This window comes from Paenibacillus lentus (assembly GCF_042714055.1).
Taxonomy (GTDB): domain Bacteria; phylum Bacillota; class Bacilli; order Paenibacillales; family Paenibacillaceae; genus Fontibacillus; species Fontibacillus lentus_A.
In genome coordinates, this window is sequence record NZ_JBHGVC010000003.1 from 615,977 (window position 1) to 641,640 (window position 25,664).

At 50.1% G+C, this 25,664-nt stretch carries 25 protein-coding genes; all 25 read left to right on the forward strand.

Features of this window, described 5'->3' with window-relative positions; genetic code table 11:
- The first annotated feature begins 23 nt into the window (after positions 1–23).
- The gene (locus ACE3MQ_RS09715; RefSeq protein ID WP_379392404.1) at positions 24–446 is read left to right on the forward strand and encodes a methylglyoxal synthase; all 423 of its coding nucleotides are present in this window, start codon (positions 24–26) and stop codon (positions 444–446) included.
- The gene (bshB1, locus tag ACE3MQ_RS09720) at positions 443–1,156 is read left to right on the forward strand and encodes a bacillithiol biosynthesis deacetylase BshB1 (RefSeq protein WP_379392405.1); all 714 of its coding nucleotides are present in this window, start codon (positions 443–445) and stop codon (positions 1,154–1,156) included. The genes ACE3MQ_RS09715 and bshB1 overlap by 4 nt, the downstream gene beginning before the upstream one ends.
- Positions 1,157–1,200: 44 nt before the next feature.
- Positions 1,201–2,361 carry an N-acetyl-alpha-D-glucosaminyl L-malate synthase BshA gene (gene bshA, locus ACE3MQ_RS09725; RefSeq protein ID WP_379392406.1) on the forward strand — a complete coding sequence of 387 codons (1,161 nt, stop codon included), beginning with the start codon at positions 1,201–1,203 and terminating at the stop codon, positions 2,359–2,361.
- Positions 2,362–2,431: 70 nt separating this feature from the next.
- The gene (locus tag ACE3MQ_RS09730; RefSeq protein WP_379392407.1) at positions 2,432–3,739 is read left to right on the forward strand and encodes a CCA tRNA nucleotidyltransferase; all 1,308 of its coding nucleotides are present in this window, start codon (positions 2,432–2,434) and stop codon (positions 3,737–3,739) included.
- A complete protein-coding gene (locus tag ACE3MQ_RS09735; RefSeq protein WP_379392408.1) occupies positions 3,729–4,712 on the forward strand; it encodes a biotin--[acetyl-CoA-carboxylase] ligase in 984 nt (327 codons plus the stop codon). The genes ACE3MQ_RS09730 and ACE3MQ_RS09735 overlap by 11 nt, the downstream gene beginning before the upstream one ends.
- Positions 4,713–5,002: 290 nt before the next feature.
- On the forward strand, positions 5,003–5,872 hold the full coding sequence (gene panB, locus ACE3MQ_RS09740) for a 3-methyl-2-oxobutanoate hydroxymethyltransferase (protein WP_379392409.1): 870 nt from the start codon (positions 5,003–5,005) through the stop codon (positions 5,870–5,872).
- Entirely contained in the window at positions 5,869–6,765 is an 897-nt protein-coding gene (panC, locus tag ACE3MQ_RS09745; protein WP_379392410.1) for a pantoate--beta-alanine ligase, read from the forward strand. Before panB ends, panC begins: the two co-directional genes overlap by 4 nt.
- Before the next feature lie 2 nt (positions 6,766–6,767).
- Positions 6,768–7,151 (forward strand): aspartate 1-decarboxylase, encoded by a 384-nt coding sequence (gene panD, locus ACE3MQ_RS09750; RefSeq protein WP_379392411.1) that lies wholly within the window; start codon positions 6,768–6,770, stop codon positions 7,149–7,151.
- A 123-nt stretch (positions 7,152–7,274) separates the two neighbouring features.
- Entirely contained in the window at positions 7,275–7,907 is a 633-nt protein-coding gene (locus ACE3MQ_RS09755) for a tetratricopeptide repeat protein (protein WP_379392412.1), read from the forward strand.
- 153 nt (positions 7,908–8,060) lie between these two features.
- Entirely contained in the window at positions 8,061–10,937 is a 2,877-nt protein-coding gene (gene dinG, locus ACE3MQ_RS09760; protein WP_379392413.1) for an ATP-dependent DNA helicase DinG, read from the forward strand.
- A gap of 39 nt (positions 10,938–10,976) precedes the next feature.
- The gene (locus tag ACE3MQ_RS09765; RefSeq protein ID WP_379392414.1) at positions 10,977–11,627 is read left to right on the forward strand and encodes a redox-sensing transcriptional repressor Rex; all 651 of its coding nucleotides are present in this window, start codon (positions 10,977–10,979) and stop codon (positions 11,625–11,627) included.
- Positions 11,617–12,918: an amidohydrolase gene (locus ACE3MQ_RS09770; protein ID WP_379392415.1), complete on the forward strand. Its 1,302-nt coding sequence runs from the start codon at positions 11,617–11,619 to the stop codon at positions 12,916–12,918. The genes ACE3MQ_RS09765 and ACE3MQ_RS09770 overlap by 11 nt, the downstream gene beginning before the upstream one ends.
- 95 nt (positions 12,919–13,013) lie before the next feature.
- Complete coding sequence (locus ACE3MQ_RS09775; RefSeq protein ID WP_379392416.1) at positions 13,014–13,499, forward strand: cell wall elongation regulator TseB-like domain-containing protein; 486 nt, start codon at positions 13,014–13,016, stop codon at positions 13,497–13,499.
- A gap of 202 nt (positions 13,500–13,701) precedes the next feature.
- Positions 13,702–14,235: a hypothetical protein gene (locus ACE3MQ_RS09780; RefSeq protein WP_379392417.1), complete on the forward strand. Its 534-nt coding sequence runs from the start codon at positions 13,702–13,704 to the stop codon at positions 14,233–14,235.
- On the forward strand, positions 14,228–15,730 hold the full coding sequence (locus ACE3MQ_RS09785; protein ID WP_379392418.1) for an AAA family ATPase: 1,503 nt from the start codon (positions 14,228–14,230) through the stop codon (positions 15,728–15,730). Before ACE3MQ_RS09780 ends, ACE3MQ_RS09785 begins: the two co-directional genes overlap by 8 nt.
- Before the next feature lie 135 nt (positions 15,731–15,865).
- The gene (locus tag ACE3MQ_RS09790; RefSeq protein WP_379392419.1) at positions 15,866–16,738 is read left to right on the forward strand and encodes a 3-hydroxyacyl-CoA dehydrogenase family protein; all 873 of its coding nucleotides are present in this window, start codon (positions 15,866–15,868) and stop codon (positions 16,736–16,738) included.
- Positions 16,735–17,940 (forward strand): acetate/propionate family kinase, encoded by a 1,206-nt coding sequence (locus tag ACE3MQ_RS09795; protein ID WP_379392420.1) that lies wholly within the window; start codon positions 16,735–16,737, stop codon positions 17,938–17,940. Before ACE3MQ_RS09790 ends, ACE3MQ_RS09795 begins: the two co-directional genes overlap by 4 nt.
- Before the next feature lie 52 nt (positions 17,941–17,992).
- Positions 17,993–19,288, forward strand: a complete 1,296-nt coding sequence (gene asnS, locus ACE3MQ_RS09800) for an asparagine--tRNA ligase (protein ID WP_379392421.1) — start codon at positions 17,993–17,995, stop codon at positions 19,286–19,288.
- 79 nt (positions 19,289–19,367) lie between these two features.
- On the forward strand, positions 19,368–20,066 hold the full coding sequence (locus ACE3MQ_RS09805) for a DnaD domain protein (RefSeq protein WP_379392422.1): 699 nt from the start codon (positions 19,368–19,370) through the stop codon (positions 20,064–20,066).
- A 423-nt stretch (positions 20,067–20,489) separates the two neighbouring features.
- Positions 20,490–21,398 carry an ATP-grasp domain-containing protein gene (locus ACE3MQ_RS09810; RefSeq protein WP_379392423.1) on the forward strand — a complete coding sequence of 303 codons (909 nt, stop codon included), beginning with the start codon at positions 20,490–20,492 and terminating at the stop codon, positions 21,396–21,398.
- Between the two features lie 255 nt (positions 21,399–21,653).
- Entirely contained in the window at positions 21,654–22,250 is a 597-nt protein-coding gene (locus tag ACE3MQ_RS09815; RefSeq protein ID WP_379392424.1) for an RNA polymerase sigma factor, read from the forward strand.
- Positions 22,247–22,702: a hypothetical protein gene (locus ACE3MQ_RS09820; RefSeq protein ID WP_379392425.1), complete on the forward strand. Its 456-nt coding sequence runs from the start codon at positions 22,247–22,249 to the stop codon at positions 22,700–22,702. The genes ACE3MQ_RS09815 and ACE3MQ_RS09820 overlap by 4 nt, the downstream gene beginning before the upstream one ends.
- A gap of 25 nt (positions 22,703–22,727) precedes the next feature.
- Positions 22,728–23,810, forward strand: coding sequence for a hypothetical protein (locus tag ACE3MQ_RS09825; protein ID WP_379392426.1), 1,083 nt, complete (start codon positions 22,728–22,730; stop codon positions 23,808–23,810).
- 132 nt (positions 23,811–23,942) lie between these two features.
- The gene (locus tag ACE3MQ_RS09830) at positions 23,943–24,644 is read left to right on the forward strand and encodes a response regulator transcription factor (RefSeq protein WP_379392427.1); all 702 of its coding nucleotides are present in this window, start codon (positions 23,943–23,945) and stop codon (positions 24,642–24,644) included.
- Positions 24,641–25,612, forward strand: coding sequence for a HAMP domain-containing histidine kinase (locus tag ACE3MQ_RS09835; protein ID WP_379392428.1), 972 nt, complete (start codon positions 24,641–24,643; stop codon positions 25,610–25,612). Before ACE3MQ_RS09830 ends, ACE3MQ_RS09835 begins: the two co-directional genes overlap by 4 nt.
- Positions 25,613–25,664 lie beyond the last annotated feature (52 nt).

The following is a 25,664-nucleotide window of genomic DNA, read 5'->3' on the forward strand; positions in this document are numbered from 1 at the left end:
CTGCTGAAAAGGAGATAACGCACATGATGAACATCGCATTTATTGCTCACGATCGTAAAAAAGAGGATATCGTTAACTTGGCTATCGCTTATGAACATGTGTTTAAGGATAAAAAACTGTATTCAACAGGAACGACGGGTGCCCGTATTATGGAGAGCACTGAGCTGAAAATTCATCGCTTCCTGTCTGGTCCGCTCGGCGGAGATCAGCAGATCGGGTCGCTGATCGCCCAGAATGAGATGGATCTCGTTATTTTTCTGCGTGATCCGCTCCTGGCACAGCCGCATGAGCCGGATATTACAGCACTGCTCCGTCTTTGCGACGTGCATGGCATTCCTGTTGCTACGAATATGGCGACAGCAGAAATCCTGATTCGTGCCCTCGATCGAGGCGATTTTGCATGGCGTGAGCTTGTTGAACAGAACAAGCCGGGATTATCGCAATGAGCCTAAAGCTGGATATTCTCGTCATTGGCGCCCATGCCGACGATGCGGAGATCGGTATGTCCGGCACGATTGCCAAGCAGATTGCAGCTGGATATCAGGTAGGAATCATTGATCTGACAGAAGCCGAGCTGTCGTCTAACGGCAATGTAGAGCTCCGCAAACAGGAGGCTGCGGCCGCCTCGCAGGTGCTTGGACTGTCGTATCGGGGCAATCTGGGATTGCCGGATCGGTCTTTGCAGGCTACGCCTGAAAATATTGCCGCTGTAACAGAGGCTATAAGGTCATTATCGCCCGGTATAGTATTTGCTCCTTATTGGGAGGATCGGCATCCGGATCATGTCGCAGCGAGCAGACTCGTAGAAGAAGCCGTTTTTAATGCCAAGCTGCGGCGTTATATGCCGGAAATTCCGGCCATCCCGGTTCCCGATCTATATTTCTACTTTATCAATGACTGGAGAACGCCCGACATCCTCGTCGACGTAAGTGAGTTCTACCGGCTTAAAGAACAGGCTCTGGAATGCTACCGCTCCCAATTTGGACAGGCCGCTCCTGGGGAGGATGTGGCTCCAACGCCTTTAAACCAGGGTTATGTGGAGCGGGTTAAAGCAAGGGATGCTTTGCTTGGGCAGCGAAAGCTCATTGCTTATGCCGAAGGCTTTGCAGTCAAGTCACCCTATTTGATAGAACTATTTGGTTCCAGCAGCACATAAGTTCAGAAGGTAAGCACAAGACAATGAAGGAGGTCCCTGACTATATGGACCCATTTCTAAAAATCGGCATAACCTGTTATCCGACGCTTGGCGGCTCGGGGGTTGTGGCAACCGAGCTTGGCAAGCTGTTGGCAGAGAAAGGACATGAGGTTCACTTTATTTCACATAGCGTTCCTTTTCGGTTGGGCAGCTATCACAAGAACATTTTTTATCATGAAGTTGAAGTAAGCGATTATTATGTGTTCCGGTATCCGCCCTATGATTTGTCCCTAGCGACGAAGATGGCACAGGTAGCCAAACAGCAGAATTTGGATATTTTGCATGTGCATTATGCGGTTCCTCATGCGGTTTGCGCGTTTTTGGCCAAACAGATGGTCGGGGAAAAGCTGAAAATAGTCACGACCCTGCATGGAACAGACATTACCGTGCTCGCCCAGGATGAATCCTTGAAGGATCTTATTCGGCTGGCTATTAATGAGAGCGATGCCGTAACCTCGGTCTCCCGCGATCTTATGAGAGAGACGCGGGAAGTGCTTGATATTACGAGAGATATTGAATTGACCTATAATTTTGTAGACGAGCGAGTGTATTATCCGCGTGATACGAAGACATGCCGAAGCGAATTTGCCGCTCCCGGCGAGAAGGTGCTCATGCATATTTCTAATTTTCGGCCGGTTAAGCGGGTTAGCGATGTTGTCGACGTATTTAATATGGTAAATGCAGAGATTCCATCCCAGCTTCTGTTTGTAGGCGAAGGGCCGGATCTTCCTAAGATTCAATGGAAGGTGAAGGAATTAGGTATAGCGGATCGGGTACATTTTCTTGGCAAGCAGGATGATATCGCTCACGTTATTTCCATGGCGGACGTTCTGCTGCTGCCATCCGAGAAAGAGAGCTTTGGCCTCGTTGCTCTGGAAGCAATGGCCTGCGGTATTCCTACGATAGGTTCGCTAGCCGGCGGGATTCCTGAACTGGTCGCGCATGGCGAGACGGGCTTTCTTTCACCGATCGGTGACACGCGTCAGATGGCCGATAATACGCTTGCTTTACTTAAAGACGGTAAACTTGCGGATCAAGTAAGGGAAGCGTGCTTAACCCGGGCAAGAGGCGAATTTAGCAGCGAGCTGATAACTGCCCGATACGAGAGCATTTACTATAAGGTGCTTGGACGCAAGATGCCGTTGTTGAAGCCGCTTTGCGGATAAACTCATGCCAGGGAAAGGCGAGTATCGGCGTGAGTCGTTAGATTGAGGGGAACCTCTGGAGGTTATAGACATGCGCGTATGGAAGCAGGTAGACCCCCTGATGCAGCATCAGGGGGAAAAGGTGCTTAAAGCGCTGCTGGAATCGGGCTACAGCGCTTATTTCGTCGGGGGCTGCGTGCGGGACGAGCTGATGAACCGTCCTGTTCACGATATGGATATCGCGACTTCAGCGAAGCCTGAGACGGTTATGGAGCTTTTCGAACGGACGATTCCGACCGGGTTGCAGCATGGCACGGTTACAGTGTTGATGGGGGATTATCCTTTTGAGGTTACGACCTTTCGCAAAGAATCCCATTATGAAGACCATCGGCACCCTGCTGCAGTCGAATTTGTTGACGGAATCATCGAAGATTTGCAGCGGCGCGACTTTACCATGAATGCGATCGCTCGCAGCCTGGACGGAGAACTGACGGATCCCTTTCTTGGCTTGCCTGATATTCGCAGGGGAATAATCCGCTGCGTCGGAGAGGCGGAGGAACGGTTTGATGAGGACGCGCTCCGCATGATGCGGGCGATCCGCTTTGCGTCGGTATTCGGTTTCCGTCCCGTGAAGAGCCTATGGCGCGCTTTGCTCAAAGGAAGGGATAAGTTATCTTACGTGGCTATGGAGCGCATACGGGCTGAATTGGAACGGCTGCTGCTGGGTTCTAATCCTCTTCGGGGGTTGGAGCTGCTTCGCCGCAGCCAGCTGCTGCATTACGCCAAGAACCCTTTCAAAGAGCTTAGGGAGCAGACTCAGGAGCAAGAAGAGAGGCTCCAAGCTTTGGGCGATATGCCAGCCGAGCCCCAGGAGCTAAGATGGTCCATGCTGCTCCAAGGGTTGGGAGTTTCGGGATTGGCTGCGGAAGCCCGGATGAAGGAATGGACTTTCTCCAATCATGTCGCCCAAACGACGGCAGAAATCATGATGTTCGATGAGACGTGGCACGAGATGAGGGCCGGCATAGGCCGGGAGGATCAAGAGCGTCTTCGCCGCGGCTTTATAGAGCTTCAGCTGTTGTATGGTCAAACGATTAGTGGATTATGGCTGGAACGGCAGAGCCGCTGGCTGGACTCTAAAGGAAGCGAGGGCCAGGAAGCCAGGCTTCGCCTGAACGAAGAGGAGCGGCGTTGGCATCGAACTGTGCCTGTTCATGATTTGAAAGAGCTGGCCATTCGCGGTGGCGATGTGCTGACTGCGTTAGGTCAGAGGGGCGGGCCCTGGCTTGGCGAGCTGATGAAGCGGATTTTGCTGCTTGTAGCTGTCGGCGATGCTCCGAACGAGAAAGAATATTTGCTTGAATATGTGAAAGCTGTGGTGAAGCAAAATGGGTCATAGCCGCTTGCTCGATATGCTGCTGTCCCGCCCGGGAGAGTATGTATCCGGGGAGGAAATTAGCCGCAAATTGTCGATAAGCCGGACTGCGGTTTGGAAACAAATCAATAAGCTTCGCGAGGAGGGCTATGAATTTGAAGCGGTCTCCCGCAAGGGATACCGGCTCGTCAGCAAGCCTGAACGATTGGAATACAGCGCCTTGCTTCAGGCGATGGATACGACTTCCTTCGGGCAGCGTTTAAAGCTGCTCGACGTTACGACCTCGACCCAGGAGGAGGTTCGCCTCTTGGCGGAACAGGGGGCGAATGAGGGCACTCTGGTGATTGCCGAAGAGCAGACGATCGGCAGGGGGCGTCAGGGACGGAGATGGCATTCCCCTGCGGGCAAAGGAATATGGATGAGCCTCCTGCTGCGCCCGCAGCTGCCCTTATCGGCGGCGCCCCAGCTTACTTTGCTGAGTGCTGTGGCGGTATGCCGGGCCATTCGAGCCGTAACCGGGATAGGTGTGGGCATCAAATGGCCTAACGACCTGCTTGTCCAGGGACGTAAAGTTTGCGGAATTTTACTGGAGTCGGTAGGCGAGGATGAAATGATCCGCTATTGCATCGCCGGAATCGGCATCGATGCGAATTTAGAGACGGACGACCTGCCGTCAGAACTCGTGCCCATTGCCACTTCGCTGCAAATCGAAAGCGGCCGGAAAGTGGATCGGGCTGTGCTGATCGGTGCGGTGATGGCCGAGATGGAGAAGCTTTATGGATTATATATGGAAGAAGGCTTTGCCCCTATAGGCCATTTATGGGAGGCGCTGTCGGTAACGACAGGCCAACAGATTACAGTAAAGACAGCTCAAGGGGAAGTGAGCGGCCGGGCGATGGGTCTGGATAAGAATGGCGGACTGCTCGTCATGCAAGGGGATGACAAGCTAACCACAATTTTCTCTGGAGAAGTTCAACTTGGCGGATGTAATCCTTAAAAAACTTTGCTATACTGTCCACATGAGGTGGTATCGATGATTCGAACTGCACTCATGTGGACATTGTAATGAGGAAGTGATAACCGTCATGACCGAAAAATTATTCGGTTACGTTGGATTCTGCTCTGAGCCGAAAAGGACCGAGACAGAAGGGACGAACGAGAAAGATACTCTTCTTTGGATTCGGACCTTTTTAGCGCTGCGACGATAAAAGGGTTATTTGTCGTTTGCGCAGAATCGATGTGGCTAACCCAAGCCTAAAGGCTTGAATACCAAAGGAGATGAAGTGAATGGCTGTTAAAAATGCTCTAAACATTGTTAAAATGAAAAAGATGAAGCAGGACAAAATTCCGCTTTCGATGATTACAGCTTACGATTATCCATCCGCCCAATTGGCGGAGGAAGCAGGGATCGACCTTATCCTGGTCGGGGATTCCCTTGGAAATGTGGTGCTTGGATACGAGACGACGATTCCAGTTACGGTCGAAGATATGGTATATCATACCCGATCCGTAGCCCGGGGCGCGCAGCATACTTTTATCGTTACGGATTTACCGTTCCTGACCTATCACGGCAGCCTTGATGAGACGCTTCGCCAGGTCAGAAGGGTGATGCAGGAAGGACATGCCCATGCAGTAAAGCTGGAGGGCGGTGCTGAAATCGCGCAAACGGTTCAAGCCGTCGTGCAGGCAGGCGTTCCTGTGCTGGGCCATATTGGATTGACGCCTCAATCTGTTAATCAGATCGGAGGGTATCGCATTCAAGGAAAGGATGAACAGGATGCGAAGCGTCTGATGGCCGATGCGAAAGCCTTGGAGCAAGCCGGAGCATTTGCCATAGTTCTGGAGCTGGTGACTGAGGAGGTCGCTGACGCGATTTCCAAGGAGCTTAAGATCCCGACGATCGGCATCGGCGCCGGACGGGGATGTGACGGGCAGGTGCTTGTGTTCCATGATGTGTTGAAATATACATCTTTATATCGCGAAAAGAAATTTGTAAAAACCTATGCCGATATCGGGGAGCAAATCCGTAACGGCATTTCAGAATATGTGAACGAAGTGAAGACTCGTGCTTTCCCTGGGGAGCAGCATGTTTTTTCCGCTGATGAGAAAGTGCTGGATGGATTGTATGGGAAAGGGAAGGTGGACTCGCCGTCATGATCGTTTTAACGGAAATAAAGGATGTCAGAGAGCATTTGAGAGCGGAGCGCTTTGCTGCAGCTAAAGAGGGAAGGGAGCTGCAAATCGGCTTCGTTCCGACGATGGGATATTTGCATGAAGGACATGCCAGCCTGCTGCGGAGCGCCAGAATGGACAATGATCTTGTCGTTTTAAGTATTTTTGTGAACCCGATCCAGTTCGGGCCAAATGAAGACTTCGACCGTTACCCGCGTGACAGCGATAAGGATATGGCCCTGGCCAAACGGGAAGGCGTCGATATTGTTTTTCTGCCATCCGTTGATGAAATGTACCCGCAGCCAACGAAGACGAGGATTCTCGTATCCGAGCTAACCGACCATCTCTGCGGCGCGACGCGTCCCGGCCACTTTGACGGAGTGACGACCGTAGTCGGCAAGCTGCTGCATATTGTGGCACCTCATCGGGCTTATTTTGGACAGAAGGATGCCCAACAGGTAGCTGTTGTTACGCAAATGGTCATCGATCTGAACATGGATGTCGAGATCGTTCCATGCCCGATCGTACGCGAAGAAGACGGCCTTGCCCTCAGCTCCCGCAATGTATATTTAACGCCGGAGGAGCGCCAGGCAGCGCTTGTATTATCCCGTTCTTTGCGTCAGGCAGAGCAGATGGCAAGGGAGAGGGAGGGGGCTACGGTTGCGCACATTCTTCAGGAGCTTGTTCGGACAATCGAGTCGGAACCTGCGGCGAGTTTGGATTATGCAGAAATCCGCAGCTTTCCTTCTCTTGCATCCCTTCCCGGCTCTATGCGCGCAAAGGAAGCGGAAGGCAAGCTATTAATCGCCATAGCGGTTAAGTTTGGGACAACGCGCTTGATCGATAACGTCATTTTAACGATGGAGGGAGAGAAATAGCCATGTATAGAACGATGATGAAATCGAAAATTCACCGGGCAACGGTTACTGAGGCTAATTTGAACTATATCGGAAGCATCACGATCGATGAGGATTTGATGGAAACGGCCGATTTGCTTGAGAACGAGAAGGTGCAAATCGTGAACAACAATAATGGAGCGCGTCTGGAAACCTACGTTATTCCCGGGCCGCGCGGCAGCGGAGTGATATGCCTGAACGGGGCAGCCGCCCGGCTGGTTCAGCCTGGCGATAATGTCATCATCATCTCCTATGCGCAAATGTCTGCAGAAGAGCTGAGAAGCCACAAACCAACCGTCGTGTTTGTCGATGAGAACAATCGTCCTGTGGAGACTGCCAAGGAGGAAATTCACGCCACGGTTCGATAAGGCGGTGCCTGAAGTGCCCTCTGTTATGCAATTAATGCCTTCGGGAATGAAAAGCCCCCTCGGAACAAAAAATGAACGTAAGGCCTCGTACTGATTTCATTTTCGTTAAAGGGTGGGTTGCGGATGATGTTTCAACATGTATTTGCGGAAATGAATGAAATGTTAGATGAGATTGCCCGGCATTACCCGATCGCCCAAGGTGCTCATAAGCATGAACTTGCCCGGAAATGGCATGTTTTGAGACAAATGAGCGACAGCATGATTGAAGAATGGCTTAATTTTGAGGAGAAGATGGGGGCCCTCCGTCAAAACGGCATTTGTCTGGAAGAAAAATATGAGCTGGATTTTCCGGAAATGAGCATTGATGCTTTTGCCAAAGGTCAGGGGTATTACAAGCTGCTGATGTTTCCCCAATCTCTGGTTCAGTTTAAAGCCGTACTGGAGCAATATCCGGACAGCTTGATCGGCCGCACTTATTTGGCGATGTGCCATCTTCATCTGGAAGAAAATGAAGAGGCTGTGCATTATTTTGAAGAGGTGCTTAAGGGAGCGACGAATATGCGGCTGCGTTCCATTATTTACAATGCACTCGGCTGCATCGAGGCAAAACGGGGAGCTCGCGGCAAAGCGAAGGAGTACTTCGCCTTGGCATACCATAGCGATCCCACCTTGCCTGAGCCGTTAGCCAATTGGGAAGCCTGTCTGCAAAGCACAGGAAAGCTTCAATACGGCATTCAGCTTACTTCATTGCTGTAGGCTGAAGCCAGGTTGCAGGAGCGATGCGGGAATCCGTTATTTTGCGGCGCATCGCTTCTTTTGTATTCATCTGTATTAATTTTCAAATCGTCCATCTTCTGTTATGCTGTTAAGAGGAAAAGAGACTGGAACGAAAGGGACCATAGAACAGAAATGAAATATGCTGTACTTGACTTTGAGACAACGGGCAATCAGTCCTCCGATGAAACTATTCAAGTTGGACTTGCCATTATAGATCATAATTTGACCGTTTCCCAGGTATATCATTCGTTCATCAAGCCGACGATACCGATTCCTCCATTCATTACAGGATTAACGGGGATTACCGAGGATGACGTCAAAGATGCGCCGGACTTGGATGAAGTCATGATGGAAATGGTTCCGCTTCTGAATGATGTGGTGCTCGTTGGTCACAATGTGGCCTTCGACTTCAACTATTTGCAGAGCGCGCTGGATAAGACAGGATACCTTCCGTTTACAGGACGTATTCTGGATACGATGGATTTTTTGAAAATATTATATCCCTCTCTCAGCTCTTATCAGCTGGGACTTGTTGCCGTCGAGTTTGGAGTAGAGCATGATCGGCCCCATCAAGCCGACAGCGATGCATTGGCTACGGCTTATGTATTCTTGAAATGCCTGGATGAATTAGCCGGTCTGCCGCTGCTGACCCTGCAGCGCCTGTCTGATTTGTTTGCAGGAGAAGATAGTGATTTGGGCTGGTTCTTTGATGCGGCACTGCAGGAAAGAGAGCTGCAAGGCGAGCAGGATACGGATGGATTTGCCTATTATCGCCAATATGCTCTGCAGGTGGAGGATTGGATGGATATCGTTCCGGCCAGGGATCATATGTTTGACAATCCGCTTGCCAACGTCACCTTTGAGCAGTTTATGGAGCAGGTGAGAGAACGCCTGCGTGCCCAGCTGCCGGGATATGAGGAACGTGAAGCGCAGAACATGATGCTTGATGAAGTAATGCGAGCTTTCGACGAAGATAAGCATCTGCTTGTTGAGGCGGGCACGGGCACGGGGAAATCGCTCGGTTATTTATTGCCAGCCATCTATCACGGCGTAAAGCAAGATGAGAAGGTGATGGTCAGCACGCACACGATCAACCTGCAGGAGCAGCTTCGGGAACGGGATATCCCGCTGCTGACAGAGGCCGTTCCTTTTCCGTTCCGCGCGGCGGTATTTAAGGGAAGGCAGCATTATTTGTGTCTGCGCAAATTTGAACATAAAATAAGTAGAAGAGATTTCGCAGCCCCCAAAGAAGATGTGATGATCGCGGCACAAATGATCGTATGGCTGACGCAAACCGAGACGGGCGACGATGAGGAGCTTAATATGGGCAATCGTGGCGGAGATTTCTGGGAAACCGTGGCCAGCGATTCCGATTCATGCTTGGGCCGTTCCTGCCCGTGGTTTCGCAAATGCTACTATCATAGGGCTAAACATGAAGCCGGTGTAGCCGATGTCGTCATAACGAACCATTCGAAGCTGTTCACGGACATTCAGGCGGGGCATCAGCTCCTCCCAGGCTATGAACGACTGGTCATCGATGAAGCACATCATTTGGAGGATGTGGCAGGCAAGCATCTGGGTCTTCACATGAAATACTTTACCGTTGTGCATACATTAACCCGCTTGTTCAAGGACAGTAAAACCGGGCAGTTGCCTAATCTGAGAATGCTGCTGCAGAATACACCAAGCGAGAAATCGGCGGATTGGTGCGGCATCATCGATGGCATTTATCCGGCGCTGGTGGATGTGAAGGAGAGCTGGGACAAGCTCAGCGAAATGCTATTCTCCTTGATGCCGGAACGCAGCGATGCGGCTCCTGGCGATCCCGGACAGTTCGTTCTTCGTCTGCTTCCACATAAGAAGCCAAAGGATTGGGAGACGCTCAGTTCGCTCGAAAATCATATTTACGTCTTGCTTGGCGATGTGATCCGCAAGGGGGAACGGATGATGAATGACATCCGGGACGAGCAGGAGGATTATGGGGCTGACAGCCTGCTGACGGATATCAACGGTCTATTTAAGGATTTGGCGACAGAGCGGGAAGCGATTCGTACGTTCATGAAGCTTGACGATGAAGAAACCGTGTATTGGCTTGAAGGGAATGGAAATTATCGCAGCCGTTCCTTGCAAATTTACGCCGTACCGATCGATGTCAGCGAGCAGCTCAAAAATTATTTCTTCGATAAGAAGAAAAGCGTAGTGATGACCTCCGCTACCTTATCCGTCGATAAGTCGTTCCAGTATATGATCGATCAACTGGGACTGCAGGAAGCTAACGACAACGATCGCCTGCTTACTTCGATGCTTCCTTCGCCGTTCAACTACCGGGATCAGGCTCTCCTCGTCATTCCTCGGGATTTCCCAAGCGTGAAGGGGAGCGTGGGGGACGCCCACTTCGTAAGCATGCTGGTGCAATCGCTGGCAGATACGGCGGTAGCCACGCGCGGACGAATGCTGGTGTTGTTTACATCCTACCGCATGCTGCGCCAGGTGTATGACCCGCTGAAGGAGCAATTGTCCTCAGAGGGGATTACCGTCATCGGACAAGGAATGGACAGCGGCAGCCGCACGAAGCTGACCCGCAGATTCCAAGGGCAGGAAGCGTCCGTGCTGCTTGGAACGAGCAGCTTCTGGGAGGGCGTCGACATTCCCGGTGAAGCGCTGACAAGCCTCGCCATCGTTCGCCTGCCTTTCCAGCCGCCGAATCATCCGCTCGTCGAGGCGAAGAGCGAGCGGCTGCAGAGAGAGAAGAAGAATCCGTTTATGAAGCTGTCCGTTCCGCAGGCCGTTATCCGCTTCAAGCAGGGATTTGGCCGTCTGGTGCGCTCTTCGCAGGATCGCGGGATCGTGGTCGTGTATGATACACGCATCTTGGAATCCTACTACGGAAAGTATTTCTTATATTCGCTGCCTGGGCCGAAAATGGAACATATGCCGACCGAGCAAATGGTACCGAGAATTTCCGAATGGCTTGATGTTCATGAAGCCCAGGATGTAAGGGAGCAATAACCGTTATTCATATCGCGCCATTTTGAGGGGGAAAAAGCTATGAAATCAGAAAAAATTTCCGATGCGGTTGTACGCAGATTACCCGTTTATTTGCGTTTCCTCAATGAGCTGAGCCTACGTGAAGTGCCGACGGTATCCTCTCAGGAATTAGGTCAGAAGCTCGATCTTAATCCTGCGCAAATCCGTAAAGACCTTGCTTATTTTGGGGATTTCGGCCGTAAAGGCATCGGGTACGATGTGTCTTATCTCATTGAGAAAATACGGCAAATATTGAATCTGGATCAGCAGATCAATGTAGCTCTCGTCGGAGCTGGTAATCTAGGCCAAGCGTTGTCCAACTATAATGCTTATTTGAAGGATAATATGAAAATCGTAGCGGTGTTTGATGCAGCGCCAGCCAAAATCGGCAGCAAAATCAATAACATTACCGTCCAGCCGATCGATGAGCTCGTTGAAACGGTGAGGGCTTTGGGGATACGGATTGGAATAATTACCGTTCCCGACTTTGAAGCTCAGCGGGTAGCTGATCAGCTCGTAGCCGCCGGCATCGGAGCAATCCTTAACTTTGCGCCAACCATTTTGAAGGTTCCGCCAGAGGTGAGAATTCATGCGGCCGATTTCACGACGGATTTGCTTAGTCTAGCCTACTATTTGCAAGACGGAAAGGAACTAACTTCTAATGAGTCATAAATTGTTAATTAAGAACGGCACATTTGCCGTTCTGGAGCAGAATCAATCGATCATAAACGGCTATATGCTCATTGAGGATGATTTGATCACGTATATCGGCTCCGAGCAGCCAGAACATAGCGAGGGTGCTGAAATCCTGGATGGAAACGGATTATTGTTTCTGCCAGGCTTAATCAATACGCACGGCCATGCAGCCATGTCGCTATTGCGCGGTTACGGCGATGATATGGTGCTGCAAAAATGGCTGCAGGAGAAAATGTGGCCCATGGAAGCGAAGTTCACGGGCAGTGATGTGTATTGGGGAACAGCGCTGTCCGTGCTGGAGATGATCAAGGGGGGCACAACGACCTTCCTCGATATGTATGATCATATGAATCAGGTCGCGCAGGTGACGGAGCAATCGGGCATCCGCGGGGTGCTCATGCGCGGAGCAATCGGTCTTTGTCCGGCAGACGTACAGAAGCAGAAACTGGACGAAGCGGTTGCCTTTGCCCGGAACTGGCACGGGAAGGCCAGCGGCCGGATTACGACGATGATTTCCCCCCATGCCCCTTATACGTGCCCACCGGACTACATTGAGCAGTTCGTCCAGGCGGCGCATGATCTCGATTTGCCGATGCATACCCACATGTCGGAAACGCAGGCTGAGGTAGAGCAAAATGTAGCCGATTATGGGGCAAGACCGGTGCAGCATTTGCTTGAACTAGGGATGTTCTCCCGTCCAACCTTGCTTGCGCATGGCGTGCATTTGACGGACGACGAAATTGCTGTGCTTGCTGCCCATAAAGTAGCGATTTCTCATAACCCAGGAAGCAATTTGAAGCTGGCGAGCGGTGTGGCCAGAGTGCCCGAATTGCTAAAGGCCGGGGTAACGGTTTCGTTGGGGACTGACGGTGCAGCGAGCAATAACAACCTGGATATGTTCGAGGAAATTCGGCTTGCCGCCCTAATCCATAAAGGGGTCTCGGGTGATCCAACGGCCGTCCCGGCGCTGGAAGCGCTGCGCATGGGAACCGAATACGGTGCCCGATCCTTGTTCTTGAACAATACGGGCAAGCTTGCCGTAGGAATGAAAGCGGATTTCATTGCTCTCAATACGGAACAGGCGCATTTTGTGCCTAGAACCGATTATGTGTCCCATGTCGTATATTCCGCAGGGCCGAAAGACGTTGAGCATGTATGGGTTGACGGGAAGCAGATCGTGAAGCACGGCTCTTGCCTTACCCTGGATGAAGAACGCATTCGCCGAGAGGCTCAAGCAGCCTTTGAAGGCCTGTTGGCTAGATCGTAGATTGGCTATCCAGACCGCAGGGACTGAAAGCTGAACTTGAGTGTATCATCCGAAGCAATTTGCGATTTGAGCTTTGTTAAGAAAGGAAGAGAAGGTTGAAGAAGAGAACCAAATGGATCCTGCTCTCTATCCTCATTCTGCTGCTCGTGCTCTTCGGCCTTCATCGTTTCTATGTTTATGTTCAGCAGGATACTTGGAATGAGGAGAAGTCGGCAATACAGTCGGCTAAACAACAAACGAGCATCATTTCGGTCGACAAGACGTGGAAATCGGTCTGGGATGAAGTTTGCTGGGTCATCCAAGGGAAAAACGAGGACGGCGAAGAGCTGATGGTCTGGCTGCCGGCAAGCGGGGAAGCTCATGAGGAGCTTCTGTCCAATGGAAAGTCGGAGCAGCAAATACGGGACGTGATCAAGGAATTGCTGCCTGGCATCAGAATCGTCAGGCTCATGCCGGGCATCTATGAGGGCGAATATGTATGGCAGTTGTTTTACAAGGAGAAGGAGCATCATTATTATCAATTTTTCCGATTCAGTGACGGCTCGGTTCTGCCGGATAAATTCACGCTGCCAAACCGTTAATAGGCAAGTTTAGAACGACTGAAAAACCTCACTCTAGGGAGTGAGGTTTTTTGCCATTTCCTAAAATTTAAAATATATTCATACTTTGGCTTCGATATTAGATATACTATATGTTATACTCTTATTTGTAACTCATGATAGATTAAAGTATATCAATTCATGCAGGGCATTTATATATATTAATAATAGGAGGAGGCCGCGAATGAAATTACGTATTGGACAAACCGTCGCCATCGCAGCTGTCTCTGCCGTATTATTGTTTGGAGGCTGGTTTGCCTATAGCCAATGGGCAATTGAGGCTCCGTTCCAGAAATTGGTTAAGCAATATGAGGGCGTGAATCATGTTCAACTCAATATTACCCCTAAAGAGGTGGGTTTGAAACTTGATCTCGAAGCGGGCACGGATATGGGCGGACTCGTCCGCCATCTTGAGAAGGACGGCAAGAAACTGCTGGGCAAGCGGACATTGAAGCTGGAAGTCACAGATCATTCGACGCCGGATTTGGATCAAATTTGGAGTGAAGCGCTGTTTTCCGTTGCTCAAGCGATGGAGAATAAGCAATATACTGAAATACAAAGCACGTTGGATCAATTGGAGGAGCAGCACGATGCATTGCAGGCGACTGCGGATATGGACGATAAGAACGTCTATGTGACGTTGACCGATGGAACCGCAAGCAAATACATTATTTTGCCACGCGTTCCGCAGAAATTGGGGGTGTGGCCGAATGCGTAAATGGATGTGGGAAGCCATTGCAGGATTTGTTCCTGTACTGTTGATATTTATGGCTTTTATGGGCCTAAATGTAGTCCCCCTTATCGTCGCTCTGGTGATGGCAGGCGCCATATTTGCCGCGCTTAAAATGCGCGGAGGCATCGCGATCGGAGCTGCTCAGGAGCGGAAACGGAAAAAGGCGGGGCCCGCCAAGCTGACGTTCGAGGAAATCGGCGGCCAGGAGAGCGCGAAGCAGGAGCTGCGGGAAGCGCTCGATTTCATGGTTCGCCACGAGGAGATTAAGCAGTTCGGCATTCGGCCAATCAAAGGGATTCTGCTCACGGGTCCTCCGGGCACGGGGAAGACGCTCATGGCTAAAGCTGCCGCCCATTACACGAATTCTGTCTTTGTTGCTGCCTCCGGCAGTGAATTCGTAGAAATGTACGTCGGGGTTGGAGCGGGCCGGATCCGCGAAATGTTCAAGGAGGCTCGAACCAGGGCCGCTAAGGAGAACAAGGAGAATGCGATTATTTTCATCGATGAAATCGACGTTATCGGCGGTAAAAGAGAGGGCGGCCAGCAGCGCGAATATGACCAAACGCTGAATCAGCTGCTTACGGAAATGGACGGCATCTACTCAGCAGAGGCTCCGCGCATTTTGATCATGGCTGCGACGAACCGCAAGGAAATGCTGGACAGCGCCCTGCTTCGCCCAGGTCGATTCGATCGTCATATTCAGGTGGATATGCCGGATAAGAAGGGCCGCACGCATATTTTGGAGCTGCATGCGAAGAATAAACCGCTCCATGAGAGCGTCAGTCTGGAGAAGGTAGCCGAGGAATCCTTCGGATTCTCGGGCGCACAGCTGGAAAGCGTCATGAATGAGGCCGCGATCTATGCCATGAGAGAGGATAAGAAGGAAATCGAGCAGCGCCACTTATCGATGGCGATCGATAAGGTAATGCTCGGCGAACGAACTGACCGGGAATCGACGGAGGAAGAGAAGCGCCGTGTGGCAATACATGAGCTCGGCCATGCGATAGCCGCCGAGGTGGTGGCTCCAGGCAGCGTCAACCAGGTTGCGCTTAGTCCGCGCGGCAGGGCGCTTGGCTATGTACGACATAACCCGCAGGAAGATAAGTATTTATACACAAAAGCCTATTTAGAAGGTCAAATTATTATCGCTTTGGCCGGCGCCGCTGCTGAGGAAATATATTACGGCGAACGGAGCACCGGCTCCAGCAACGATTTTGAGCAGGCGATTAACATCGTGCATACGATGATGACTTCCGGGCTTACTTCACTTGGGATCGTCAATATGGACATGATGACTAAAGAAGTGCTTATGAAAGAGAATTCAGCGATATTAGATGAATTGGCAGCCAAATCGAAGCAGCTGCTAATGGATCATTCAGCAGTATTCGACAAATCGCTGGAAATACTTTTGCGGGAGGAGCGCCTCTCGGGAGAGCAATTTAGATGTCAATTTGGTGACAGTGTCCTTTTACCGGCATAATTCCTGTGCCGGTTATTTTTTTTACTTTTTTTCCGTGCTAAGATATTATTAGATGTTGGGTACAAAAAATTGTATTATTCGACATGAAGGGTACAATATTATGTGTAGACGATGAAAGGATGGAGCGAGAGAACCATGAACTTCAAAAGAGTAGGTGTCATTGGTGGTGGCACAATGGGTCAAGGCATCAGCGAAATGCTGGCAGCCAAGGGGCTCGATGTGCTGCTTGTAGAGGAAACACCTGAGAAACTAAACCATGCTTACGATATGATAGAAACGAGTTTGGATAAGCAGCTCGAGAAGTGGGCCATTACCAAGGCGGAGAAGAAGCTGATTTTGTCCAAAGTTCATAAAGTAACTCATTTTGCCGAACTCGGTACCTGCGACATGGTCATCGAGACCATTTCGGAGGATTTGGATGCAAAGAAAGAGGTCTTCAAGCAGCTTGATCATGTTTGTCCGAGCAACATTATCCTGGCCAGCAACACGTCAACGCTGAGCTTGACGGAAATTGCCGGTTCGACGATGTATCCTGAGCGCGTGATCGGCATGCACTTTATTTATCCCGTATCCCGCATTAATCTCGTGGAGATTATCCGCGGTCTCAAGACATCGGATTCGACCTTCGAAGAAACGAAGCGTTTCGTCGAGGAGGTCGTCGACAAGCGCGGAATCATGGTATACGAGTCGCCAGGCTTCGTAACCTCCCGTATCATTTGCGTCATGATTAACGAAGCGCTGCATGTGCTTGGCGAAGGAGTTGCTGCTGCAGAAGATATCGACAATGCCATGCGTGTAGGATATCAGTTCCAATACGGTCCGCTCGAAATGGCCGACCGTTTCGGTCTGGACTCTGTATTGGCCGCGCTCGAGCGGATGTTCCGCGAATTCGGTGATCTGAAATACCGCCCGTCCTTTGTATTGAAAAAAATGGTTCGCGCAGGCAATCTAGGTGTGAAGACTGGTGAAGGCTTTTTCAAATACGACAAGGATGGTGACCGGTTATGAAGGTTCTTGTAATTAACGCGGGAAGCTCCTCCCTGAAATATCAATTGTATGACATGACGGATGAATCCGTATTGGCCAAAGGCCTGGTAGAACGGATCGGCATGGATTCCTCGATTCTGAACCATAAGCCTACGGGCAAGGAAGAGGTAACCGAGGTCAGCGATATTCTGGAGCATACGACAGCGATTCGCAAGGTGCTTGACAAGCTGACTCACAAGGAGCATGGCGTGCTGCAATCGATTGATGAAATCGAGGCTGTGGGACACCGGGTTGTCCATGGCGGTGAAGCGTTTAAAGGTTCGGCTCTGATTACCGGAGAAGTTAAATCCGAAATCCGCCGTTTATTCGATTTGGCTCCGCTGCATAATCCAGCATGTATGATGGGGATTCAGGCTGCTGAGGCAAACCTGCCGAACGTGCCGCAAACCGTTGTGTTTGATACCGCGTTCCACCAGACGATGCCGGAAAAAGCTTATTTATATGCTATTCCTAAGGTGCTATATAAAAAGCATAAGGTTCGCCGTTACGGATTCCATGGAACCTCGCATGAGTATGTAAGCCAGGCAGCTGCTGAATTTTTGGAGCAGAAGATTGAAGATTTGAAAATCATCACCTGCCACATTGGGAATGGTGCCAGTTTGACGGCTGTTATGGACGGCGTGTCTGTAGATACCTCTATGGGTATGACTCCGCTGGAAGGGTTGATTATGGGTACGAGAAGCGGGGATTTGGATCCCGCCATAGTTCCTTTTGTGATGAACAAAGAAGAGCTTACGATTAATGAAGTAAATTCCATGCTGAACAAGCACAGCGGGTTGCTTGCGATTTCAGGATCGAGCAGCGACATGCGGGATATTACCGACGGAATGGAAGCCGGGGAACCCAATGCGACGCTTGCGTTTGAAATGTACGAATACCGCCTTCGCAAATATATCGGCGCCTATGCTGCTGCAATGAATGGTGTCGACGTCATCGTATTTACAGCAGGCGTGGGTGAAAACTCGGCCATTGTCCGGGAAAGCGTCTGTAAAAACCTGTCTTACCTCGGCGTTGAGATCGATAAAGAACTGAACAAAGTCCGCTCTGGAGACCCGCGTAGAATCTCTACGCCAAACTCCAAGGTAGAAGTGCTGGTTGTTCCAACGAATGAAGAGCTCGTTATTGCCCGTGACACATTGCGGATCGTCGAGGAAATGAAGTAATCTATATTAAGGAAGAACTCATATTAGGTGATCTTAGAGGAGAGATAGAAGTATGGCGAACAAAACGGTGATTCGTCAGGTTAACGAGCACGTCGGCGAGACGGTCGTCATCGGCAGCTGGTTAAACAACAAGCGCTCCAGCGGGAAAATTCAGTTTCTGCAGCTGCGCGATGGCACGGGGTATATCCAAGCTGTCGTCGTCAAAAGCGAAGTATCCGAGGATACGTGGAACGCGGCCAAGAGCTTGACCCAGGAATCCTCACTGTATGTAACGGGGGTCATTCGCGAGGAGCCGCGCAGCCAATCCGGCTATGAAATGACCGTGACGGAGCTCGAAATCATTCATTTGACGGAAAATTATCCGATTACTCCAAAGGAGCATGGCGTCGATTTCCTGATGGATCATCGCCATTTGTGGCTGCGTTCCTCCAAGCAGCGGGCGATCATGGTGATCCGTGCCGAAATTATTAGAGCGATTCAGCAGTTTTTCGATCAGAACCATTTTACGCTCGTTGACCCGCCGATTTTGACTCCAACATCTGCGGAAGGAACGACGAATCTGTTCCATACGAAATATTTTGATGAAGATGCTTACTTGACGCAAAGCGGTCAGCTCTATATGGAAGCGGCGGCGATGGCGCTGGGTAAAGTATATTCCTTCGGTCCGACTTTCCGCGCCGAGAAATCCAAGACCCGCCGTCACTTGATCGAATTCTGGATGATTGAGCCGGAAATGGCTTTCACCAATCATGAGGAGAGTCTTGTCATTCAGGAGCAGTTCATCACGCATGTCGTGCAATCCGTACTGACGAACTGCCGGGCCGAGCTTGAGGCAGTAGGCCGTGACATTTCCAAGCTGGAGAGCATTCAGGCTCCGTTCCCGCGGATTACTTACGATGAGGCTATTGAGTTTTTGCATACGAAAGGTTTTGATATTCCTTGGGGGGAAGATTTTGGCGCCCCTCACGAGACGGCGATTGCCGAGCAGTATGACAAACCGGTATTCATTACCCATTATCCTGCCGGCATTAAGGCCTTCTATATGAAGCCCGACCCTAATCGGCCAGAGGTTGTGCTTTGCGCGGACATGATTGCTCCGGAGGGTTATGGAGAGATTATTGGCGGCTCGCAGCGGATAGATGATCCGGAGCTGATGGAAGCCCGCTTTAAGGAGCATGAGCTCTCACCGGAAACGTACCAATGGTACCTAGACCTGCGCAAGTATGGTTCTGTGCCGCATTCCGGCTTTGGACTTGGGCTGGAGCGGACGGTCGCGTGGATTTGCGGACTGGATCATGTTCGCGAGACGATTCCGTTCCCGCGGATGCTGTACCGTCTTTATCCGTAAAAAAGGACAGTAGCCCGGAAGTCATCTGCGTTATACAATACAAGTACGGGTTCTTAAAGGATAAGAAAGGGAGAGACGTATGGCATTGACCGAAGGCTGGAAGGTGTGGGCAAAAGGAGTCGCTTACGGTATGGAGGCAGGCGTTGTGCATATGCCCTCCTCTCTGCTGACACATTACCGGAAACTCGGTTTGAGTGATACGGAAGTCATGCTTCTGCTGCAATTGCTTACGTATAAGCAGCTGGAGCACAATGATTTTCCTTCGATAGAGGAGTTGGAGCAGCGAATGGGAGGAGCGCCCGGAGAGGTCTCCTCCGTCATCCAGCGTTTGATGAAAGAGAATTGGATCAGCATCGACATGGAGCTCGATGAGCGAACGGGCATCCAATTCGAAAGCTATAACCTGACGGGGACGTACGAGCGTCTGGCTCAGTGTCTTGCTGAAGAACGCGCCGCGATGCGGCAGCGGATAAGTCAGCGCGAGCGCGAGACTGCTGCAACCCAGCAGGAGGTTAATGAGCGCAATTTATTCGTTATTTTCGAGAAGGAATTTGCGAGACCCCTGTCGCCGATGGAATGTGAGACGATTTCCGGCTGGGTAGATCAGGATGGTTATCCGGAGGAGCTTATTTTGCTGGCGTTAAAGGAAGCTGTCTTTGCCGGCAAGGTGCATTTTCGCTATATCGACCGTATTCTGCTAGAGTGGAGCCGCAATCGCGTACAGACGGTAGAGGCCGCCAAGGCATATGCCCAGAAATTCCGGAGTTTGGGCCGTTAGTCGATGACAGTTTCATAAGTTATGAAAGGAACCTCTTCTTCGAGAGTTTGGCAACTAGTAGTCACTAGCATTTCCAAATCTCCCCAAGGAGAGGTTTTTTCTTTCTCGCAATCCTTGAAATATGTTATGTTCTATATAAGTTGAACGATAGATTTTACGGTAAAAGCAGCCGTGTAAAATGTTTTTTTGAAATTGTACGATTTTACGTACAAAATTGTTGCTAGTGTGTACGTGCGAACCGACAAGGTCGGATTCCACTTGTTTTTGCCTCCTCCGTAAACCATCAGCTGAATAGCGTGGAGAACGATGGCAACGGCCATAAGGCGGATATGGGAATAAGGTTAGTTCAACTTATCTAGTTGTAGCACTAGGATATATAACATAATTCAGTTCGCGTATTCAACAGATCGGGAGGAGAATGTCATGAAAGGCTGGATCATTTACAAGAACGCATCCAATGAAGTAAAGCCCGAAACATTTGAGCTGAAGCGTTTGCTAGAAGAGGCCGAGAGACACCATATGGAAGTCCGCGTTTTTTCTCCGGAGCAATTCGAGCTCATTGTGACCCGAGATGATCGCAAAAGCGTCATGGTCGACGGTGAGGTGCTGCAATTACCGGACTTTGTACTGCCTCGCATGGGGGCAGGAACGAATTATTTCGGTCTCGCTTTGATCCGGCATTTAGAAAGGCTAGGCGTAAAAACGTTCAATTCCTCACAAAGCATTGAGACGGTCAAAGATAAAATGTATACCCTGCAAATTTTGGCGGAGCATAACTTGCCTGTTCCCAAAACGATGCTTATTCGTTCGAAGGTTGATGTGGAGCTGGTGGACAAGCATTTGGGGTTTCCCGTTGTGGTCAAGACGATTTCCGGCTCTCAGGGCTGCGGTGTGTTCCTCGCTGAGACCAAAAATAAATTTATTGATTTACTTGAAATGATCAGTGCTTATAAAGAGGACGCCACGATGATTTTGCAGGAGTTCGTCGAGACGAGCCGGGGCAAGGATCTGCGGGTGCTCACGATCGGGGGGCGAGCGGTAGCGGCCATGAAGCGCCATTCCGGCAGCGATAGCTTCAAGGCGAACTTTTCACGGGGCGGCTCGGTGGAGCCATATGAAATTACGCCGGAAATCGAATGGCTGGCATTGGAGACGGCGCGGATATTAAACCTGGATATTGCCGGGATTGATCTATTATTTGACGGCGACCACTATAAAATATGCGAGGCCAACTCTTCGCCTGGCTTTGAAGGTTTAGAATCCTGCTGTAATGTGAATATCGCAGAGGAAATCTATAATTTTCTGAGGGTTAGAATTCATCGATATGACTAACGAAGACAAGATAGTTTAGGTGCAAGATTAAGGCAAGATCCAACATAGGCGGATACAAGAAAACGGTAGAATTTGGGCGTGAACAGATGCATGACTCATGACTCTTACTAGAGCGAATACAGGAGCTGAACAAAGAGGATAGAGACGCTAGCGATCGCAAGATTGCCAGCGTCTTTGCTGTGAAATGAAGGATTTCGTGATTTATAGTAGCCTTGGTAGGCCCAAATTTAAATTTTTTAAAAATTATATGCAGGGGTGGCATCAGGTCGCTTCGTCTATATATATGGGAAGGAGGGGAGAGTCATTGAAGAAAAGGAACTCATACTAAAAATACAGCAGGGCGATCGCGGCGCGTTTCGTGAGTTGGTGAGTGAATACGGCCCATATATTTACCGGATTGCTTATTCTGTACTTCATGACACGAAGGAAGCTGAGGATGCTTCCCAGGAAATATTTTTGCAAATCTACAAATCTCTCCCCGGATATCGTTTTGAAGGCTTTAAAACCTGGATGACGCGAATTGCGATTCATAAATCGATTGATTTGAAACGGAAGCGGGATCGCCGTAAAGAGGAGCAGTGGGATCCGGCGGAAGTTTTACATATCGCACCGGCTCAGGAGGACGATGTATTGCAGAAATTGATGGATGAGGAGCGCAAGACTCGGCTTCGAACCTGGATTTTGAAGCTGCCGCCAGGGCATCGCGACATTATCACGGCTTTTTATTTGGAAGGAAAAAGCTATGACGATATTGCAGCAGAGCAGTCCATTGCCGTGAAGTCGGTAGAATCGAGATTGTACCGGGCACGATCTTGGATTCGAGAGCATTGGAAGGAGGAGGAATGGAGATGAACAATAATGTAGACAAGGTTTTTTGCTGGGACAAATACATCCGTGGGGAGCTGGACGAGCAGCAGACAAGGCATGCTGAATCATTGCTGCTGCATGATACTGACGCACTGGAAGCCTACATGAATGCACTATCAAGCCTAGAGGCTGAGCTGCCTCGGCTGCAGCAGGAGGATGCCTTCATCAAAGCGATTATGCTGAAGCTTCCCGCCCAAAGCGGCAAACGGCAAAAGAATGAGCGGGCAAAGTCGTCTCCACGCAAACGCCGTATCCGCGAGCATCCGCTGTTCAATTACGTGATAGCGGCTTCGATCACTTTGTTCCTGTTATCGTTCGGGGTGTTCGATCGCATGACCTCGGGCGCTCAGCACGTCATTCCTCCTTCATCGGAGCAGCCCTTTAGCGAGCAGATCATGAATAAAACCTCAGACTGGATCGATCAATTGAAACCATAAACTAACTTTGAAAGGATGGGATTTAATGCCGCGTTACCGAAACCGAATGCTGGCGTTCATTCTGAATTTTATTCCCGGCCTTGGCCATTTATATTGGGGCCGCAGAACAAGGGGGGTTATCTACCCGCTATTTTTCTTCGGAGGATTGCTGTTTGGCTTCTTGGCTGCAATTGCGGCCAATGAAGGCGAAATAGCGCTTGCTGCTGTCATTTGCGCTTTTGTGCTATGGTGCATCAGTATGCTGGATTTGATTATTATCCTGCTGCGAGCTCCCGATGCGGATATGTCCAGCTATCCCTACGAGCCTACGCGTAAAGGCGAGGCTGATGCAGAACGCTTCTATACGATTTTACTATCGTTTGTACCCGGCCTGGGTCACTTTCAGCTGGGTTTGATGCATCGGGGCTTGTCTTTTCTGATCAGCTTCTTCGGCTTGATCACAATTATGTTTGTCATTACCGGCCTGACAAGTCAAACCGTATTTCTTCTATTTCTCGGTCTGCTGCCGATTATATGGCTGTATTGCATGTTCGATGCGGTTCAATTGGTGCACCGCAAGCAGGCTGGAGAACTGCTGGCCGACCGCACGCTGTTTGATGAATGGGAGTCAGGACGGGTAGAGGGCAAACGCAGCAAAGTGCTCGCGACGCTGCTGTCCGCCTTTCCGGGGGCGGGGCAGATGTACCTGGGGATGCAAAAGCGCGGCCTCCAGCTCATGGTATTGTTTCTGGGCAGCTTCTATATTATAGATGTGCTGCGGCTGTCGTTATTTCTATTTATTGTACCGGTCATTTGGTTCTACAGCTTCTTTGACGGTCTGCAAGCGGCAAGCAGGTATGATCGTGTCCTCGTGGAAGATCGCCCGCTCTTTGACTGGAAAGGGAATAACCAGAACTGGATCGGATTGATTTTGCTGCTATTGGGCATTTATTACGTGACGATGAGCTTAATCATTCCGGTATTCGATCGCTTTCTTCCGGAGTTCCACATCCATCATTTCATTAACACGTATTTGCGGCCGCTGATTGTATCGCTGCTGCTCATAGGCGGCGGAGTCAAGCTGCTCTCCAGAAGCAAGCATAAAGGCAGCCACTATGAGGATTATTAAGGCCATCGAAGGCTTAGAGAGGCTCTGCATTGTAGCAGAGCTTCTTTTTCGCATCTAGACACGTTTTTTTGCTAAGATAGAAAAGGGTGAACGAGCTATAGGCCATTTTGGTTCAGTATAAAGGAGATTAACATGTTCAAAATTTTCATCGTAGAGGATGATCAGGGACTCGTCAAATTGCTGGAAGCCTATTTGCACAAGTTCGATTATAGCACCTTAGCGGTAACGGATTTCGAGAGCATTAAAACGCAGTTTCAGCAGTATGCGCCTCATTTAGTGCTGCTGGATGTCAATTTGCCGAAGTACGACGGTTATTATTGGTGTCGACAAATTCGCAATCTGTCTACATGTCCGATTATATTTCTCTCTGCCCGGGATGGAAAAATGGATCAGGTGATGGCGCTGGAAAACGGAGCAGACGACTATATAACAAAACCTTTTGATTATGATATCGTTCTAGCCAAAATCCATAGCCATCTTCGCCGGGCCTATGGTACGTATGCAGTGGTACCCGCGGATCGTCCGCTTCATGTCCATGGTCTGCGACTGGATCGGGAACGGCTTTGCTTATTATTGGATGAGGCCAAGGTAGAGCTTAGTCATACGGAAATGAAAATTATGGATGAGTTGATGACGAAGGCGGAGCAGGTTGTAAGCAGAGATCGCCTGCTGGAAAAAATATGGGATGACCAAATTTTTGTAGATGATAATACGTTGAACGTGTACGTCACACGGGTTCGAAAGAAGCTGTCTGCGTTAGGCATCGAGGACGCCCTGCAGACCGTTCGCGGGCAGGGCTACCGGCTTGCTCCTAACTGGGGAGAGCGGCTATGAGGCTGTTTTTGCGGGAGCAGCGGCCTATGATCATCATTTATTTTATTCAATTGGCTGTAGTAACCTTTGTATATTGGCTGGACGGCTACCGCAATGCTGCGGTCAGCTTGTATGCCGTGCTGCTGAGCAGCTGTCTGCTGCTCATATATCTCGTGTTCCGCTACATGACCCATCGCGCCTTTTATCGGCGAATGGAGCAGCCCGCTGCATCGATTGGCGATTTTACGGAGGTGAAGCCGGATTCCCCGTTGTCCGCCGGATTGCATCGTCTGTTGAAAACGCAGTATCGTCATTATTTGTCGGAGCTTAACATGCGGACGGAGAAAATCGAGAGCCATATTCATTTCATCAACCAGTGGGTGCATCAAATGAAGACGCCGATATCGGTCATTCATTTAGTGATCCAGCAGGAGAGCGATCCGCGCTCGATGGCCATTGCCGATGAATTGGACAGGCTGAGAAAAGGGCTGGACATGGTACTCTATACCGCCCGCCTCGATTCATTCGAGCATGATATTTACGTCGAGGAGCTTGAGCTGGAGAAGATAGCCCGCACGCTGATTTCTGAGCAAAAACGCTTGTTCATTCGTGGAAAGGTATTTCCCGTCATTCAAGTGGAGCAGAAGCTGCTTGTCGTGTCGGATGAGAAGTGGCTGACCTTCGTCCTGACTCAACTGATCACGAATGCCGTCCGCTATACGTTAAAGGAGAACGGCAAGCTGTATTTTCGGGGTTACGCGAAGAACGGGCGAGCTATTCTGGAAATCGAGGATGAAGGGATAGGCATTCCCAAGAGCGATCTGCCGCGCGTATTCGATGCTTATTTCACCGGAGAGAACGGCCGGAAATTTCAGGAATCCACGGGGATGGGCATGTACTTGGCCAAGGAAATTTGCCATAAGCTCGGTCATGAGATAGAACTTGAATCGATAGAGGGAAAAGGAACGGTCGTGCGGATTTCATTCTAGTAAGAGCAAGCTTACAGAGTTGTAAGGAAAGTGTAAGATAACGATGTGGCAG